Below are 14732 nucleotides of genomic sequence, written 5' to 3'. Positions count from 1 at the left end.
GTCGATTGGCCGTTGACGACAACCGCCGATGGCAGGGGTGCAACATGTGGGGCTTTCGAATCCGGGTAGCTCTCAGCTACTCCTTGTGCATTGCGGTGGTGCTCGCATCTGCTGCCTACTCCCCGATAGGGGGGCCGGTGGTGCCATTCGTGGTCGGCGCCGTCGCCGTCGGCGCGTGTACTTGGTGGTGGACGCGTCTGGTCTCCACCCCGCTCGCGTCTTTGAACGCGCTACTGCAGGCGGCCGCTGAGGGCGACCTCTCCCAGCAAGGCACCACCACCCGTCACGGCGAATGCGCAAGCGCGTTCCGCAGCTACGACGCCATGGTCGGCGCCATCTCAGCGCTGCTCGCGACCGTTGCGGAGGATGCCACAGGACTCACGGCGGCCGCAGAAGAACTCAACGTGTCGACCTTCGAAATCCGCCACAGCGCCGAGGTCTCCGCGAGCGAGGCAAGCGCCGTTGCTGCAGGTGCCGAACAGGTGTCGGCCAACGTGCAGACAGTGGCTGGCGCGACGGAGGAGATGTCCGCCTCTATCAGAGAGATTGCCCACAATGCTGGCTCGGCTGCGTCCGTAGCAAGTGATGCCGTCAAGGCCGTGCAGGCCGCCAACGCTACGGTGACCCAGCTGGGCGAGTCTTCCGAAGAGATCGGCCACGTGGTCAAGGCGATCGCCTCGATCGCGGCTCAGACCAACTTGCTCGCGCTCAACGCCACGATCGAGGCCGCGCGTGCCGGGGCCGCTGGCAAGGGCTTCGCCGTGGTGGCAGAAGAGGTCAAGGACCTCGCTCAAGAAACCGCGAAGGCGACCGAAGACATCGCCAGGCGAGTCGAGGCGATCCAGGCCGATTCCGAGTCCGCTGTGGAGGCGATCGGACACATCTCTGAGATCATCGAGCAAATCAATGAGACACAGACGACGATCGCCTCGGCGGTGGAAGAGCAGACGTCCGTCACCAATGAGATGAGTCGGAACATCACCGAGGCATCGTCGGGATCGTCGGAGATCGCGGCCAGCATCACGGGAGTGGCGGAAGCGGCAACGGCCGCCAACCGCGGCGTCGGAACGACTCTCGAGTCGTCGAGCGAACTCACCCGCATGTCGGTGGAGTTGTCGGAACTGCTCAGGGGCTTTCGGCTTGCCGCCACAGAGCAGTCCCAGCGCACCCCGTCGACGTTGCAGCAGATCACCAACGCGGTCGCCGCACACGGCGCATGGAAGTTCAGGCTCGCGGCGGCCGTCGCGAATGGCGCGCACCAGCACAACGTCGCCACCGTCGGCGAAGACGACCAGTGCGCCTTCGGTGCGTGGCTCAAGGGAAGCGTGGCAGAACCTGGCCAGGAGGAGTTGTACGCGACTAGCAAGGCGCTCCACGCCGCGTTCCACCGTGAGGCCGCAAATGTGCTGAAAAAGGTCGATGCGAGGGACCTCGCTGGGGCTCGCGCGGACACCGCGATCGGGGGCAGTTTCTTCGAGGCGTCGCAGGTACTCACCGAGACAATGATCGGCTGGAGACGCTCAGTTTCGGGTCGAGAAACAGTCGCTTCTCGCTGAGTTGACGCGGCTAGGGAGCAGGGTTCACAATCTCCGTAACGATGCGCGTCGGCTGTACAAGTCGGCGCGCATTGTCGTGTGATCAGCGGGTGCGGCGTGGCAGACCCTCGCGGGCAAGGGACATCGTTACCGTAGGTTCGTGGTGGACTACATCTCGCGCGCGCTGGTTGCTGACGCGCTGAGCCAATGGCGGGCGCATTTGAGTTCCCGGTCAACGGTGTCGCCGCTGCGCAACCTCACCGCAACGCAGTCTGCGGTCATCGAACTCGAGCACGCACACCCCTCCGGACTTGCGCAACTGTTCGCTGGCCGCGCGACCCTGCTGTCTACCCTCGTGCAGGATCGGGAGGAGTACGCCGCAGCGTCCTTGCGCGGGCGACTCATCCTCGATGAATCCCTCACCGTTGCCGCCACCACGGGGATGTGGACGGCAGCGCTTGTGGTGGGCACCGTCTCGTGGGAAGACTGCGAGATGCCGCTCCTCTTGAGGCCGTTGTCACTTGACGCCGCGCGCCAAGATGACCTCGTCATCACGCTGCGGCACGACGCCTTCCTCAACCCTGTGTTTGCCGCGATTCTGCGGGACAGGGGCGGCCCGGCCGACCTCGCATCGAGGGCCCCGCGCACGCTCGACGGCAAGGAGTTTGACCCGCGCCCCCTGTGGGCGGAGGTGCGCGATCAGGGCGACCTGTTCGAGCAGCTCGAGGTGCGAGAGCGACTGCTCATCGGAGCCTTCGACGATCCCGAACAGCGGTTGCTCGACGACCTGGACGACCTCGACCCCGTCATCGGCATCTCCGATGTGGTCGCCGCGATCGCTGGCGACGAAGACGCGAGAGCGGCCCTCGCAGACCCGCTGCCGCGCTGGGCAACCGTGGAGCGCGATCCGTTCGCCGAACGAGGCATGGGCGACCTCGACGACTCATCGTTCTTTGTGCTCGACACGGTGGCGCTCGGGCGCTCAGTAGCGGTCGACGCTCCACCAGGTTCGGACGCGACCGCCGTCGTCGCAGCCATCGCGGCCGACGCCGCAGCGTCCGGCCGCACGGCGATGGTCGTGGGCGGATCCGATGACGCCCTCGAGGCCGTCGACGCCGCGCTTGCCGCGACGGGCGCGGGAGACGTGGCGCTCACGGGCGTCGTGCCGGCGTGGAACGCCGAGTCGCGCTCGCGCTTGCTCGCGTCTCTCACGCTCGACACTCCCCAGATCGACGAGCAGGGGCTGCGAGTGCTCGGGGAGCAACTGCTTGCTGCGAGGGCCGACGCGGCGAACCGCTACGACGCCCTGCATCGGCCGCACCGCCCCTGGGGGGTGAGCGCGTTCGAGACCGTCCAAGCCATCGTCCGCCTTACCGGTCAGGAACCCCAGCCAGGTACCGGCGTGCGGCTCGGCTCGGACGCGGCTTCCGCCGTCGCGGAGCACGGCCTGGGTCACGTCGCCGCTGCCATCGTGGAACGACTGCACGGCGAGGCTGAGTGGCCGGATGAGCCGGATGCCGAACCCGCCGACCAGATCGCGCCGTGGTGGTACCGCATCGCCACCTCCGACGAGCACGGTGGGGAGCTTGACGAGGCGCTCGCGGTGTTGGTGCGCATGGTCCCAGGCCTGCGCGCCGATGCTCAAGCGGCCGCTCGCGACACGGGAGTCGATGAGGCCCAGAACCTGGCGGTATGGCGAGAGCAAGTGAAGCTCTTCAGCGCAGTGCAGATCACGTTGGACACGTTCTCTCCCGCCGTGTATCACCGCTCGCTATCCGACTTGGTGACTGCGACCACGCCTCGTGGTGAGGACGACGATTCGGACATGCCGCGCCGGGTCAGGCGCGCGCTCGTGCGCCGGGCAGGAGAACTCTTGCGGCCTGGCAGGGACAGCCGCGCCCTGCACACGCGCTTGGTGGCCGCAGCAGCGGAGGCGGAGACGTGGCGCGCTCACTGTTCGTCAGGCGGATGGCCGGTCGTTCCCGACGGCTACAACGACTACGCGGCCAGGCTGGAACGCGTCGAGAGGGCATGGGCGGTATTGGCTCCCGTGTTGCCGAACGCGTCAGGGATTGAGGAGCCCGCTGACACCGAGTGGGGTGAACTTGTCGCAGCGCTCGAAGACCTCGCCGACGGCGTGCCCGGCGGTATTGATCGGGCGCCCATGCGGCCAGCATCCATGGACTTGGCAGCGCCGGGTTTTGAGGCTTTGCTTGCCGACCTCGAGGCCCGACAGGCCTCGCCAGAGCAGATTCGCGTCGACCTCGAGTTCTCCTGGTGGGCCGCCGCTTTCGACGGCATTGTCGAGGCCGACCCGACCCTGATTCAGGCGGGAGCGCTCGGCGCGGCGGTACGGCGCTACCTTGAACTTGACGCGCAGTTCGGCGAGCGGCGCGTCGGCCCCCTGATGAGGGCGGTGGCCGAGCATCGGCGCCAGGCGATCGCACGTCACCCAGCCGACGCACGGGACCTCTTCGCCACGCTGATGGAAGGCACGGAGGTCTCCGTCAGGGATGTACGGCGCGACTTCGGAGCCGTTGTTGCCGCCCTGCGGCCGGTGGTGATTGCGCGCGCCGAGCAAGTGGCGCACCTGCTACCCCCGACGCGGTGCGTTGACCTGGTCATTGTGTATGGCGCCGAATCCCTCGCGACCGCGCAGATCATCCCCGCCATTGCGCGCGCCACTCAGGTGGTGGTCGTCGCCGACGCGCGCAGTGCGACCCGATCGGCCGTCACCGACCTCGCCGATCTGTTGCCACACGTCGCCTTGCGGGCTTTGCCCCAAGCGAGGGATACGCGCGTGACCGCGGTGTTGTCAGGGCTCGGCTACGACAAGGCGATTGCCGCCATTCCTGCCCCGGGGGAGCCGGGCACCCAGGGTGGTTTGGCGGTGACGATTGTCGACGCCGTAGCGCAGCCGGTGGCAGGGCGCACCACGGTCGAATCGACGCGCGCCGAGGTAGCGGCGGCGGTAGAGACGGTCGTGCGTGCCGCCTCGACGTCACCCCGCCGGAGCGTTGCGGTCGTGGCAGGCAACGATCTTCACGCCGCTCGGGTGGCCGACGCTCTCAAAGAGCGCGACGTGGCCGTCGCCGATCGGGTTCCCGTCGTCGTGTGCGGGGAGGCCGCTGGCCTCAGTGTTGACGAGGTGGTGCTGAGCCTTGGCTTTGCGCGCGACCATCGCGGAGTTGGCCCCGCTGAGATGGGCATATTGACGACGGAGCACGGCGCAGGCGCACTGGCCCAGGCGCTCGTCGCTTCGCGATCGACGGTCACGGTGATCAGCGCCCTCGCGCCCTATCACCTGACCCACATTGCGCACAGTCACGAGCACGTCGACGGCGTCCTCGCACTTGCAGACTTGGTCGAGGCGACCAAGAAGCCTCCGGTGCCGTCGGAGCGTTCGGGTCCCGGTCCCTCCGACTGGCTCTTGGCCGATGTGGCGCGACTGCTTCAAGCTGAGGGATTGGCGGTGCGCCTTCGCTACGGAGTGGGTGGCCAGGCGATTCCGATGGTGGTCGGCGGCACCCGCGACCGTGGCTACAGCATCGCAGTGGTCACCGACGAGCCGCCGTCGGGCCCGCGGGGCTCCGTGCGCGATCGCTTGCGTTGGCAGTACCGCCATCTCGAGGCCCTTGGATGGAAGGTCGTTCCCTTGTGGACGATCGACGTGTTCATGGATCCGGTGGCCGCGGCCGCCCAAGTGAAGCGTGCGCTCACAGGCGGCGACGTGGAGGAAACCTCGGTGGCCGAGGTCGGGACGGAATCCCAGATCGAAGCCGAGGTGGAAGCCGCGCCGGAGGTAGCGGTGCAGGTAGCGGATCGCACCGGTCCTGACATCGACGCAGCCGAACCGACCCTCTTCGACGACGCAACCCTCTGGGGCGACGCGCTCGACACGGCCGATGAGGCGGAGGACGACGAAGCAGCCGTCGATGAGCCGACCGACGACGAAGCGGACGACGATGAGTCCGACGACGAAGCGGACGACGATGAGTCCGATGATGAAGCGGACGAGCCAGCCGATGAAGCTGACGACGATGACACCGCCGAAGGCGAGCTCGACGACGCGGACGAGCCGGACTCAGACCTGGACGGCGACGAGTCGGGTAGCGACGAGGACCACCCGAGCGAAGAAGACACCGACCCAGAGCCGGCGGTGGTGGAACCGTCGCGTGTGGGTGTCGACCGGCCACTCATCCCCACGCGAGCGTGGGAAGACGAGGATGCCGCATGGGGCGATGCCGGCGCCAGCCGCGACGACGAGATTAAGCGGGATCGGCCGCCGCACTGGTAGCTGGCTTGGGCGCAGGCGCGGGCTTCGACTCGCTCTTGGGCTTCGCAGAAGAGGAAGAGCTGTGTTTCGCGCTCGCACGCGAGTCGGTCCGATAGAAGCCTGAACCCTTGAAGGTGACTCCGACGGCCGAGATGACGCGACGGATCTGGCCGTCACACGCGGGACAAGTGGTCAGCGCGTCGTCATGAATCGATTGGACCTCATCGAATCGGTGTCCGCACGCGCTGCAAGCGTACGAGTAGGTGGGCATGGGGAGATTTTACGCGGGGATTCGGGCAACGGTTGACGGCGTGACCACGATGGTCACTGGCACGTCGTGGCGCTCGCGCGGAAGGGCGCGCACCTCGGCGTCGTAAAACTCGTCGTCGAAGACGAGCGCGACGATCGGCACGCCAGGCGTCGCGTCGGCGAGTGCGCGGTCATACCACCCTGCTCCTTGGCCGAGCCGGGTGCCGAGGCTGTCGACTCCCAGGGCTGGTACCACGATGAGTTGGGCGTCGGCGAGCCGTGTTGCCGGGAGGAACTCGCCTGACGGCTCTGGCGGGCGACCAGGCGCGCGCTCCGCAATGTCGTCGGCGCTGGAGAACACGCCCCAGCCTCGCACCAGGCCGTCTCCAAGCCGCGGCATCAACACTTCCACTCCGCGCTCATGCAAAGCAGTGATGAGCGGGAGCGTTCCCGGCTCATGGTTGCGAGATGCGTAAATCGACACACACGTGATGCCCTCGATCTCTGGCAACGCGAGCACGTGATCGCGGAATGATTCGGCGTGTTCAACCATCCGGCGCTCGCCGCGTTGCAACCGCCCCTGTCGCACTGCGCTCCTCCAAGCGGACTTCGCCTCGGCTGGAGGCATGGTGCGCGTATCGATGTGGGACAAGGGGGTCATGGGCCCATTGTGTCAAACCCTGGCGACATCCGCGTGACAACCCGAGCGCCGCGCTGGCGCAGTTGTTGCACGGCGCGAGCGCGGCACAGGACAATGCCTGGGTGACGTCGCGCAGCCTCGAAGAGCATCGGTCGGATGTCCTTGCGCGGCTTTCTCCCTTGGCACCGCTCGACTTGGTGCTTGCCGACGCCATGGGTTGCGTTCTCGCCCAGGACATGGTGGCGCGGACTGACGTGCCAGCGCTTCCCATCGCCGCCTGGGACGGTTTTGCCGTGAGGTCGGGGGACCTGCGGGGAGCCAGGATGCGACCCGTCTCGCTCCCCGTGACTCACGATGTGTTGCCTGGCCACGGCCCCACGCGGCTGATGCCTGGCACCGTCGCGAGAATCGCGAGGGGTGGAGCGCTTCCCTACGGAGCCGACGCCGTGGTGGCGCGCCCCACGGAAGCGGATACCGCGCTCTTCCTTGACGTGGAAGCCGAGGTTGGCGAAGGAGTCGTGGACGCTGGCGGCCACTGGAAGGCTGGCGATGTGGTCGTGGCGGCCGACACCGTGCTGGGAGCCGGCCACGTCGCCTCCCTCGCGGCTTGCGGCTATGCGACCGCGAGGGTGTTCCCCTCGCCCCGCGTGGCGGTGATTGCGGTGGGCAGCGAGTTGCGCGGCAACGCCGGCAGCAAGCACCCTTCCTTGGCGCCTGCTCAGCCAACCATCGATGCCTCTGGCCCTCTGCTGGCCGCTCTGCTGACGTCAGCTGGGGCACGCGTGGTGAGAACACTGGCCGTGCCAGATGACGCACCGATGCTCCGCACGGCGGTGGCCGACGCCGCGCTCCAGGCAGACCTCGTCGTGACGCTCGGCGGAGTCTCCGACGACTGGCACGATGTCGTGGGCCCGCTCCTGAGGCATGCGTACGGCGGCGAACTCCACCAGGTGCGGCTGATGCCAGGCGACCGCCAGGGAGTCGGCACGGTGGGCGACGGCGATGCGCACGCGGTGCCCTTACTCGCTCTGCCGGGCAACCCCGTCGACGTTGCCGCGGCGTTCGCTGGCTACGGCATCGATGCGATCACGCGCATGCGAGGCCTGGAGGTCGAGCGTCATACCGTGACGGTCGAGAAGGGCTGGAGGGCGCCGTTTGGTTTCGCTCAAGTGGTGCCCGTTCAGCGCGCTCATGGGTCGACGCATGCGGTGGTCCCCGTTGGCGATCCCGCGAGCCCGCTGTTGCGAGACATTGCCGCGGCCGACGGCGTTGCATTGGTCGCCGAGGAAATCGTTGAGGTCAACGAGGGCGACTCCCTGCCGATTCTCTGGTGGCGCCGATGAGGTTCGGTGAGCCGCGCCTCGAGCGCGACGGCGTTAAACTGCGGCTCCTTCGCCCACGCGACGAGCAAGAGTGGATCGGGCTGCGGGAGCGAAATCGAGAGTGGTTGCGTCCCTGGGAGGCGTCCTCCCCGCCAGGCGCGCACGACGCGCCCCTGTCCTTTCGTGCGTACGTGCGCCGCGAGCGTGCCTCGTGGCGTGCACGCCGCAGCTTCCCTTTCGTGATCGAGCGCGACGGCGCATTGGTGGGAAGGGCCTCCCTAGGCCGCATCGAGTGGGGCCCGGAGCGTGGGGGGACCCTCGGCTACTGGGTCTCTCAGCGCGTGGCCGGTCAGGGCATTGCACCGGCAGCCGTCGTCTTGCTCAGTGAGTTTGCCTTCGCTGAAGGTCTGCACCGCATCGAGATCGCGATCAGGCCAGAGAACGAGGCCTCGCTCGCCGTGGCTCACAAACTCGAGTTGCGTGAAGAAGGCATGCGATCCTCGTACCTCTTCATCGATGGCGCGTGGCGCGACCACCGAATCTTCGCCGTGACGGCGAATGAAAAGCGCACCGGAACCTGGTGGACGGGCGCCGTCGAGAATCCCTGAGACTGACACGCCGTGCCAGGTCCCTGAGACGTGCCCGACGCCGCCGTACCGTCGTCTCATGCCTCCCGCAGGACTTCTCGCAATCATCGCCGTAGGACTGGTGCTTGCCTATGTCCTGCCCCAACGCATCCGCGAGCGGAGCGACTACGCGCTGGTGCGCACAGAGGACCGTTACAGCGCTGACATGCGCGTGGTACGGGCAACCGCGGCGCGCGTGGCACCCATCGACGCGGCGAGCGCTTCGTCAGAGGTGCCCCTGCTGGTGACAGGCGCGGCGCGAGTGCGAGTCGCCTCCGTGAGCGAGTCGCACATGTCTCGGCCCCACGGCCCCCTTGATCGCGCTGCAACCCACGCCCAGCGCGAAAGCAACGCGATGCGCCGCGACCGGCTCGGGTCGATCGCTCAGCGCGCCGCGCGTGCACGGCGCCGGGCCTTCTTCTCGGCGCTCGCGACGCTCGTCACGCTGGCAGCATGGGTAGTCGCTGTCACGACTGCCATGCCCGCCCTGATCGCCGGAGTGGCAACAGGCGTGATGGTGACGACGATCGGCACATCTGCCCGCGCAGGCGCCGCCGAACGCAAGGCGCTGGCGCAAATCCGCGCCGTTGACCGCGAGGTGCGCGCTGCGGCCACGGCCACCCGCGCGCTGCGAGTGGTCGCCGCCGCCCGTGCGAACGGCCAGGACGTGCAGCCGAGCGAGGTGGCGACTCAGGCGATCAGGATCATCACGGCGACCGACCTGGCTCCACTGAAGGCGCCTGCGATCTCCACGCCTCGTCGTGCGGTCGCGGCACAGCAGGCTTCCGTCCCGGCAGATGCTTCGGCACGCGGGGAAGCCACGGAATCGCGCAACGCCGCGTGGCGACCCAAGACGATGCCGGTACCCGCCTACGCGCTCAAAGCCTCGGTACGGCAGCAGGCCGCACGGCAACTGTCGGAAGATGACTACGCGGCCTCGTCCCACGCCTCACACAAGGCGTCTCAGGCCGAGACGAGGGCCGAGCAGACCGCTCGCGATGTCCCGGTCACCGGTGCGCTCGACGCGATCCTCGCCAAGCGTCGTCAAGCAAGCGCCTAGGCCGCACGAAAGCCGTCAGGCGCGGCGGCGATCCTCACCCTCGATGCGTTCGCCACGAGTGGCGTCTCCGCAGTGTTGATCGTGACGCGCGCGAAGAGCCTGTCGAAGACGTTCTCCCTGTCGAACTGCATCGCGTGCTCACGCGCGCGGGTTTGCCACCACTCGCGATCGGTGAAGTCGAGACCGCCGACAGCGACGTTGAGGGCCACGCCGATGGCACCAGGGTCGTTGACGGGCACCACCATGGCGGTGTCGCCGACGGCTTCAAGGATGCCGCCGGTGTCGCACGTGATGACGGGGCCCCCGCCGGCCAGCATCTTCTCCACGAGCGCGATCCCGAAGGTCTCGGTGAACTCGGGGCTTGGCCGAGAGGGAAGCACGTAGGCCGCGCACGCCGCCATGAGGTGCGGCTTCTCTTCGTCCCCCACGTCCTCGAGAAACCTGATGCGCCCGCTCGCGGTGCTGGCGTGGGCGACGTCCTTGAAGTGGTCAAGGTCGGGCCCGCGCCCGGCGACCACAAGCGTCCTGTCGCTGCAGGCCTCCGAGGCTGCGAAGCCCTTGATGAGGTCCTCGACGCCCTTGGCCTTTTGGAGTCGCGACAGGTACAACACGTAGCGGCCGTGATCGAGCCCCCTTTCGCTCAAGACCTTGGCGGTGGTCGAGGGGTCGAGATTGAGGTAGGCCGACGTATCGATGGCGGGGTAGGAGATGCCGATGCGGCTCTCGCATTGCTCGGCGAAGGAGGTGCCGAACAAGAGGTCAACCTGCTGAGCTGACTCCACGATGACGCGCTTCGTGTAGTGGGACACCGCGACGCAGTGGTCTTGGCCCAGGTAGGTCGCGAGGAGCGCCGCGGCAGCGCCCATCTCGCCGTGTTCGACTGCGGATCGCACCGCCTCAGTGACGTCCGAGCCGACGGCCTCGGCGATGGTCGTGACGCGCACTGGCTTGCCGGTGGCTCTCGCGATCCGGAGCGCTTGGTCGACCGCGGTGGTGTGAGGGTGCAAGTACAGCGACAGGCACACGGTGGGCACGCCGTCGGTGAAGAGCTCCACGAGCCGTCCCACCATGCCGGCTTGGTACCTGCCGTCGGGAATCTTGTAGCCGCCAACGGGCCCTGGACGTTCCACCGTGATGCCGGGGGAGTACGGCAACACGGTGTCCATTGGCTTGAGCGGCAGGCCCGCTTGTTCGAGCCTCTCGAGGGGCCACGTCACGATGCTGACGTCGTCAAAGCCGCGCGTGAGGGCAACCTCGGCAAGGTTGCGAGCCTCGCCGCTGTGGCCGCAAATCACCGGATCGGCGCGCACCACGATGACCAGACGACGGTGGGTGGGGTTGTTCATGGCTGCCTCCTAGGGGTGGGTGGGCAGAGCGGGGTGGGGGTGAGAGGGGGGACGAGTCTCGGTGCCCCACGCCGAGGGTGTGGGGCCGAGCACATAGTGAAGTTCACCGCCAGCGTGCACGTGGCCGCCGTCGATGAAGGCTTCAACTGCCTGGCCGTTGAAGGTGGCCGACTGGACGTAGAGGACGGGGCCGCCTGGCGTCGGCTCGGCGAAGCCTGCCGTGCTGATGGTGAGTGTCCCTCGGCTCATGCGTAGCGACGCCGACGCGAAGGACGGTGGGTGAAGCAGGAACAGGTTCTGGCCGGCGACGGGAAAGAGCCCGAGCGACGCCCAGACGTACCAGGAGCTCAAGCCCCCTGAATCGTCGTTGCCTGGAAGGCCGCCACGCCCGGTGCCGAAGGCAAAGTTGACGATGTCGTGGACCACCTCGGCGGTGCGGTCTGGCCTTCCCGCGTAGTGGTAGGCCCACGGGGCCTCCATGTCCGGCTCGTTGTTGAGGCCCTCAAACCTGCCGAGCGCATAGCCGGTGTTCATCTCGATCTTCGAGGGCCGCAGGCCCGGTTGCGTGACGGGACCCGCGCCCACGCCAAAGAACGCGTCCAGCATCGTCACAAAGGCGTCGTCCCCTCCTGCGAGCGAGATGCGGGCGGCCATGTCGTGCTGGAGCCGGAACGAGTAGTTGTGTTTGACGCCCTCGTAGAAGTTTGAGTCGATGAGCAGCCCGTCGGCCCCAAAAGCCGCTGGCCAACCGGCGGCGAGCTCTTCGCATTCGGCGACCACGCGGTCGTCCTCGACCCGCTCGGCCACTCGCGCCGTGCACCAGTATCCGAAGGCGAGGTCGAGAGTGTGGCTGATCGGGTGGGCGCTGCCGGTGAGGAGGTAGTCCTCTCCATAGGCGCGGCGTAGGTCGGTCTGCATAGTCACGAGTGCCCAGTCCCAGTCGACTCCTGGGATCTCGAGAGCGCACAGGTCGGCCAAGAAGGTGTGCGCGAGCGCGGAGCCCTGCCTGCTGAAGCGGTCGGAGCCGCGCGCCATGCGGTAGCCGATGGGCAGGTTTCCCTCTTGCTCGCAAATGGTGAGCAAGGCGTTGGCAAGGTCGATGGCCCTGTCTGGCATGAGCGCCGTGAGGAGAGGCAACTGCGTCTTGTAGATGTCCCACATCGTGGAGATGTCGAACACGAAGGGGCCATTGGAGGGCCAGAAGGGCGACTCGTCCCTGGCAAAGCATGGCTTGATGAGCGAGTGATACAGCGCGGTCGCGAAGATGCTGCGCCGCTCCTCGTTGCCCGTCGTGACCCGGACGGCGTCGAGGGCGTCTTGCCACGCGCCGCGCGTCTGCTTGAGGCGCTTGTCGAAGCGCTGCCCGCCAACGCCGCAGTCCTTGCGCAGGTTCGCCTTGGCCTGCTCGGTGCCGCGCAGGGAGAAGCCCATCCTGATCTCGACGGTCTGGCCAGCTTGTGCCGGTCCCACCCACATGATCCCGAAGGGCCGCAGAGTGGTGTGGCGAATGTGATCGAGGTCGAGCCGCGCGCCGGCCGGCATGAGCCTCCTGTCATACCAGAGCATCTGGCGCCAGCCCTCTGAGTCGCACTCCATGTGTACGGCGAGCGGCACGCCCTCGACCACGATCTCGCCGGTGGCCACGCCCAGCGCCGCTGACTCAAGGTGCGCGCGCAAGGGGATGGTCTCGCCGTAGGGGATCGCGAGGCCGCCAAGCGATAGGTCGACGACGACGCGGGCGGAGGGGTGCGTAGGGAAGGTGTAGCGGTGGATGGCGGACTTGGGGCCTACCGTGATTTCCGCGCGAATGCCGTTGTCGAGAGTGGCGGCGTAATACCCAGGCGAGGCGTGCTCGTCGTCAAGACCAAAGGAGGCGCCAAGGTCGTCGAGGGGTTCGATCATCGGCGTGACGCGAAAGTAGTTGTAGTACTTGCGGATCGCGCCAGTGCCCGATTGCTGGAAGTGCGTGAAGCCAGAGGCCGCCAGGCGGTCGTTGAGGGCTGGCGGCACTCCCTCCGTGGACAAGTCGTAGCGACCGTAGCCCGTGGGGTAGGCGCCAGAGTACGCGCAAGCGCTGACCATTCCCAAGGGAAAGCAGGCGCCTGGGTGGGTGTTGCCGATGAGCGGCTTGGGCGACCACCACGTCGCCGCTAGGCGCCCTGGCGCGCACAGCGAGGTGACCTCTGAACCCACAAAGGGGTCAACGTGCTGGAGCATGGCACCTCCCCAGTGATGGGACTCGCGCGCCACCCGGCTCTCTTGGCGTCACCGTCACGGTAGGAGACCCGTGTTGAGTCCGTGTTTCCAGCGGGTGAAACCCACGCAACAATTCGCTGAATTTCCGCAGAACGGGAACGCTTCGACGCGTCCGACGTTGGTTCAGAAGTACACACGTCGCAGTTCTGAGCGCGCGAACCTTTCACGCCCGCATGGGACACTGGGGCGTCACCGAACCGCTGGGAGAACAGCACGTGAAGCACCGCCTTACCCTTTCCGCCGCCCTCGCCGCGGTAGTCCTATCGCTCGCGGCCTGCGCGCCGAACCAAGAGGAAGACGTCACGCCAGGTGCGTCGCCCGATGCGACCGCTCAGCCGGGCGCCGTCACCGCCGTTGACCCCGCAGAGGCACTCGCAGACATGGAGTGGATCGACAACGGCGACGGCGAAGCCCCAGAACTCGAGGCGGACACGCCCGTCGAGTTCACCGCGACCGGTGCGCGCCTCGTGACTGACGGCGACGGCGAAGAGATTTCCGAGGGCCAGATGCTGGCTCTCGACTACATCATCGTGTCCGGCATTGACGGCGAGGTCCAGTACTCGACGTACGAGACGGGCATGCCTGAGCAGGTTCAGTACATCGACGGCCAGATCGACCCCGTCATCGCCGAGGTGCTTGACGGTGCCCACGTGGGAGTCGACTTTCTGTACGCCGTTCCAGGAGATGGCACCGGCGGCAGCATCATGGTGGTCACCGTGACCGGCGTCAGCAACGTGCTTGACCGTGCCGAGGGTGCCGCTGTCCCGCCTGTTGAGGGTCTGCCCGTTGTTGTGCTCGCGGAGGACGGCGCGCCGTCGCTCGAGTACCCCAACGGCGCCACCATGCCGGAGGAGCTTGTCGCTCAGGACCTGATCACTGGCGAAGGGCCCGTCGTTGAGGAGGGCCAGTCAGTGACCGTCCACTACACCGGTTGGGTGTACGACGGCGAGGTGTTCGACTCTTCATGGGAGCGCGGCGCGCCTGCAACCTTCCCCCTGACGTCCGGCAGCCTCATTGAGGGCTGGGTCCAGGGACTCGTTGGCAAGACCGTCGGCAGCCAGGTGCTGTTGGTGATCCCGCCGGAGCTGGGCTACGGCGAGTCGGGCTCGGGAGAAGCGATTCCGCCCAACTCGACCCTGGTGTTCGTCGTAGACATCTTGGCCGCTAGTTAGGACTCGTTCGGCGTCGGCGGCCGCGCGTTGCCGACGCCGGGCATCCCTGGGCCATTCCCGCGGGAGGGCCGTGAAGTGATACTCTTTTGGTCGCTCCGCGAGGGGCGATGGGGCTGTGGCGCAGTTGGTAGCGCGTCTCGTTCGCAATGAGAAGGTCAGGGGTTCGATTCCCCTCAGCTCCACCATGGAAAGGCCGTCCGAGAGGGCGGCCTTTTGTGGTTTTCGTGGGCGGTGCGGCACGATGCACCTC

At 67.3% G+C, this 14732-nt stretch carries 10 protein-coding genes and 1 tRNA gene; 7 read left to right on the top strand and 4 right to left on the bottom strand.

The window, feature by feature from the left end; all coding sequences use genetic code 11:
* The first annotated feature begins 44 nt into the window (after window positions 1-44).
* Together LGT36_RS09070 and LGT36_RS09065 are read left to right on the top strand one after the other, a co-directional pair.
* Complete coding sequence (locus tag LGT36_RS09070; RefSeq protein ID WP_226097611.1) at window positions 45-1556, top strand: methyl-accepting chemotaxis protein; 1512 nt, start codon at window positions 45-47, stop codon at window positions 1554-1556.
* A gap of 139 nt (window positions 1557-1695) precedes the next feature.
* On the top strand, window positions 1696-5832 hold the full coding sequence (locus LGT36_RS09065; RefSeq protein WP_226097612.1) for a hypothetical protein: 4137 nt from the start codon (window positions 1696-1698) through the stop codon (window positions 5830-5832).
* Here the strand turns inward: LGT36_RS09065 and LGT36_RS09060 are convergent.
* Both LGT36_RS09060 and LGT36_RS09055 read right to left on the bottom strand, forming a co-directional pair.
* Window positions 5804-6082 (bottom strand): FmdB family zinc ribbon protein, encoded by a 279-nt coding sequence (locus LGT36_RS09060; protein WP_226097613.1) that lies wholly within the window; start codon window positions 6080-6082, stop codon window positions 5804-5806. The genes LGT36_RS09065 and LGT36_RS09060 overlap by 29 nt on opposite strands.
* Before the next feature lie 9 nt (window positions 6083-6091).
* Window positions 6092-6721, bottom strand: coding sequence for a 5-formyltetrahydrofolate cyclo-ligase (locus LGT36_RS09055; protein WP_226097614.1), 630 nt, complete (start codon window positions 6719-6721; stop codon window positions 6092-6094).
* 101 nt (window positions 6722-6822) lie between these two features.
* Between LGT36_RS09055 and glp the strand changes: the two genes are divergently transcribed.
* The 3 genes from glp to LGT36_RS09040 are packed head-to-tail and all read left to right on the top strand — an operon-like array spanning window position 6823 to window position 9708.
* Window positions 6823-8043, top strand: a complete 1221-nt coding sequence (gene glp / locus LGT36_RS09050) for a gephyrin-like molybdotransferase Glp (RefSeq protein ID WP_226097615.1) — start codon at window positions 6823-6825, stop codon at window positions 8041-8043.
* On the top strand, window positions 8040-8630 hold the full coding sequence (locus LGT36_RS09045; RefSeq protein ID WP_226097616.1) for a GNAT family N-acetyltransferase: 591 nt from the start codon (window positions 8040-8042) through the stop codon (window positions 8628-8630). Before glp ends, LGT36_RS09045 begins: the two co-directional genes overlap by 4 nt.
* A 58-nt stretch (window positions 8631-8688) precedes the next feature.
* Window positions 8689-9708 carry a hypothetical protein gene (locus LGT36_RS09040; protein ID WP_226097617.1) on the top strand — a complete coding sequence of 340 codons (1020 nt, stop codon included), beginning with the start codon at window positions 8689-8691 and terminating at the stop codon, window positions 9706-9708.
* Here LGT36_RS09040 and LGT36_RS09035 read toward each other — a convergent pair.
* On the bottom strand, window positions 9705-11054 hold the full coding sequence (locus LGT36_RS09035; protein WP_226097618.1) for a glycosyltransferase: 1350 nt from the start codon (window positions 11052-11054) through the stop codon (window positions 9705-9707). The genes LGT36_RS09040 and LGT36_RS09035 overlap by 4 nt on opposite strands.
* 9 nt (window positions 11055-11063) lie before the next feature.
* Window positions 11064-13271 carry a glycoside hydrolase domain-containing protein gene (locus tag LGT36_RS09030; RefSeq protein ID WP_226097619.1) on the bottom strand — a complete coding sequence of 736 codons (2208 nt, stop codon included), beginning with the start codon at window positions 13269-13271 and terminating at the stop codon, window positions 11064-11066.
* Window positions 13272-13525: 254 nt separating this feature from the next.
* On the opposite strand from LGT36_RS09030, the gene LGT36_RS09025 reads away from it, so the two are divergent.
* Both LGT36_RS09025 and LGT36_RS09020 read left to right on the top strand, forming a co-directional pair.
* Complete coding sequence (locus LGT36_RS09025; protein ID WP_226097620.1) at window positions 13526-14482, top strand: FKBP-type peptidyl-prolyl cis-trans isomerase; 957 nt, start codon at window positions 13526-13528, stop codon at window positions 14480-14482.
* 109 nt (window positions 14483-14591) lie between these two features.
* Window positions 14592-14667 (top strand) — tRNA-Ala (locus LGT36_RS09020).
* Window positions 14668-14732: the final 65 nt, after the last annotated feature.

Origin of the sequence: Demequina sp. TMPB413, from assembly GCF_020447105.2 — a bacterium.
Taxonomy (GTDB): Bacteria; Actinomycetota; Actinomycetes; order Actinomycetales; family Demequinaceae; genus Demequina.
This window is presented reverse-complemented; position numbering and strand designations above follow the sequence as displayed.

Bases quoted from the DNA above. Each gene is read 5' to 3' on its own strand.
- LGT36_RS09070 (WP_226097611.1), top strand. From the start codon at position 45: ATGTGGGGCTTTCGAATCCGGGTAGCTCTCAGCTACTCCTTGTGCATT.
- LGT36_RS09060 (WP_226097613.1), bottom strand. From the start codon at position 6,082: ATGCCCACCTACTCGTACGCTTGCAGCGCGTGCGGACACCGATTCGAT.
- LGT36_RS09055 (WP_226097614.1), bottom strand. From the start codon at position 6,721: ATGACCCCCTTGTCCCACATCGATACGCGCACCATGCCTCCAGCCGAG.
- LGT36_RS09045 (WP_226097616.1), top strand. From the start codon at position 8,040: ATGAGGTTCGGTGAGCCGCGCCTCGAGCGCGACGGCGTTAAACTGCGG.
- LGT36_RS09040 (WP_226097617.1), top strand. From the start codon at position 8,689: ATGCCTCCCGCAGGACTTCTCGCAATCATCGCCGTAGGACTGGTGCTT.
- LGT36_RS09035 (WP_226097618.1), bottom strand. From the start codon at position 11,054: ATGAACAACCCCACCCACCGTCGTCTGGTCATCGTGGTGCGCGCCGAT.
- LGT36_RS09030 (WP_226097619.1), bottom strand. From the start codon at position 13,271: ATGCTCCAGCACGTTGACCCCTTTGTGGGTTCAGAGGTCACCTCGCTG.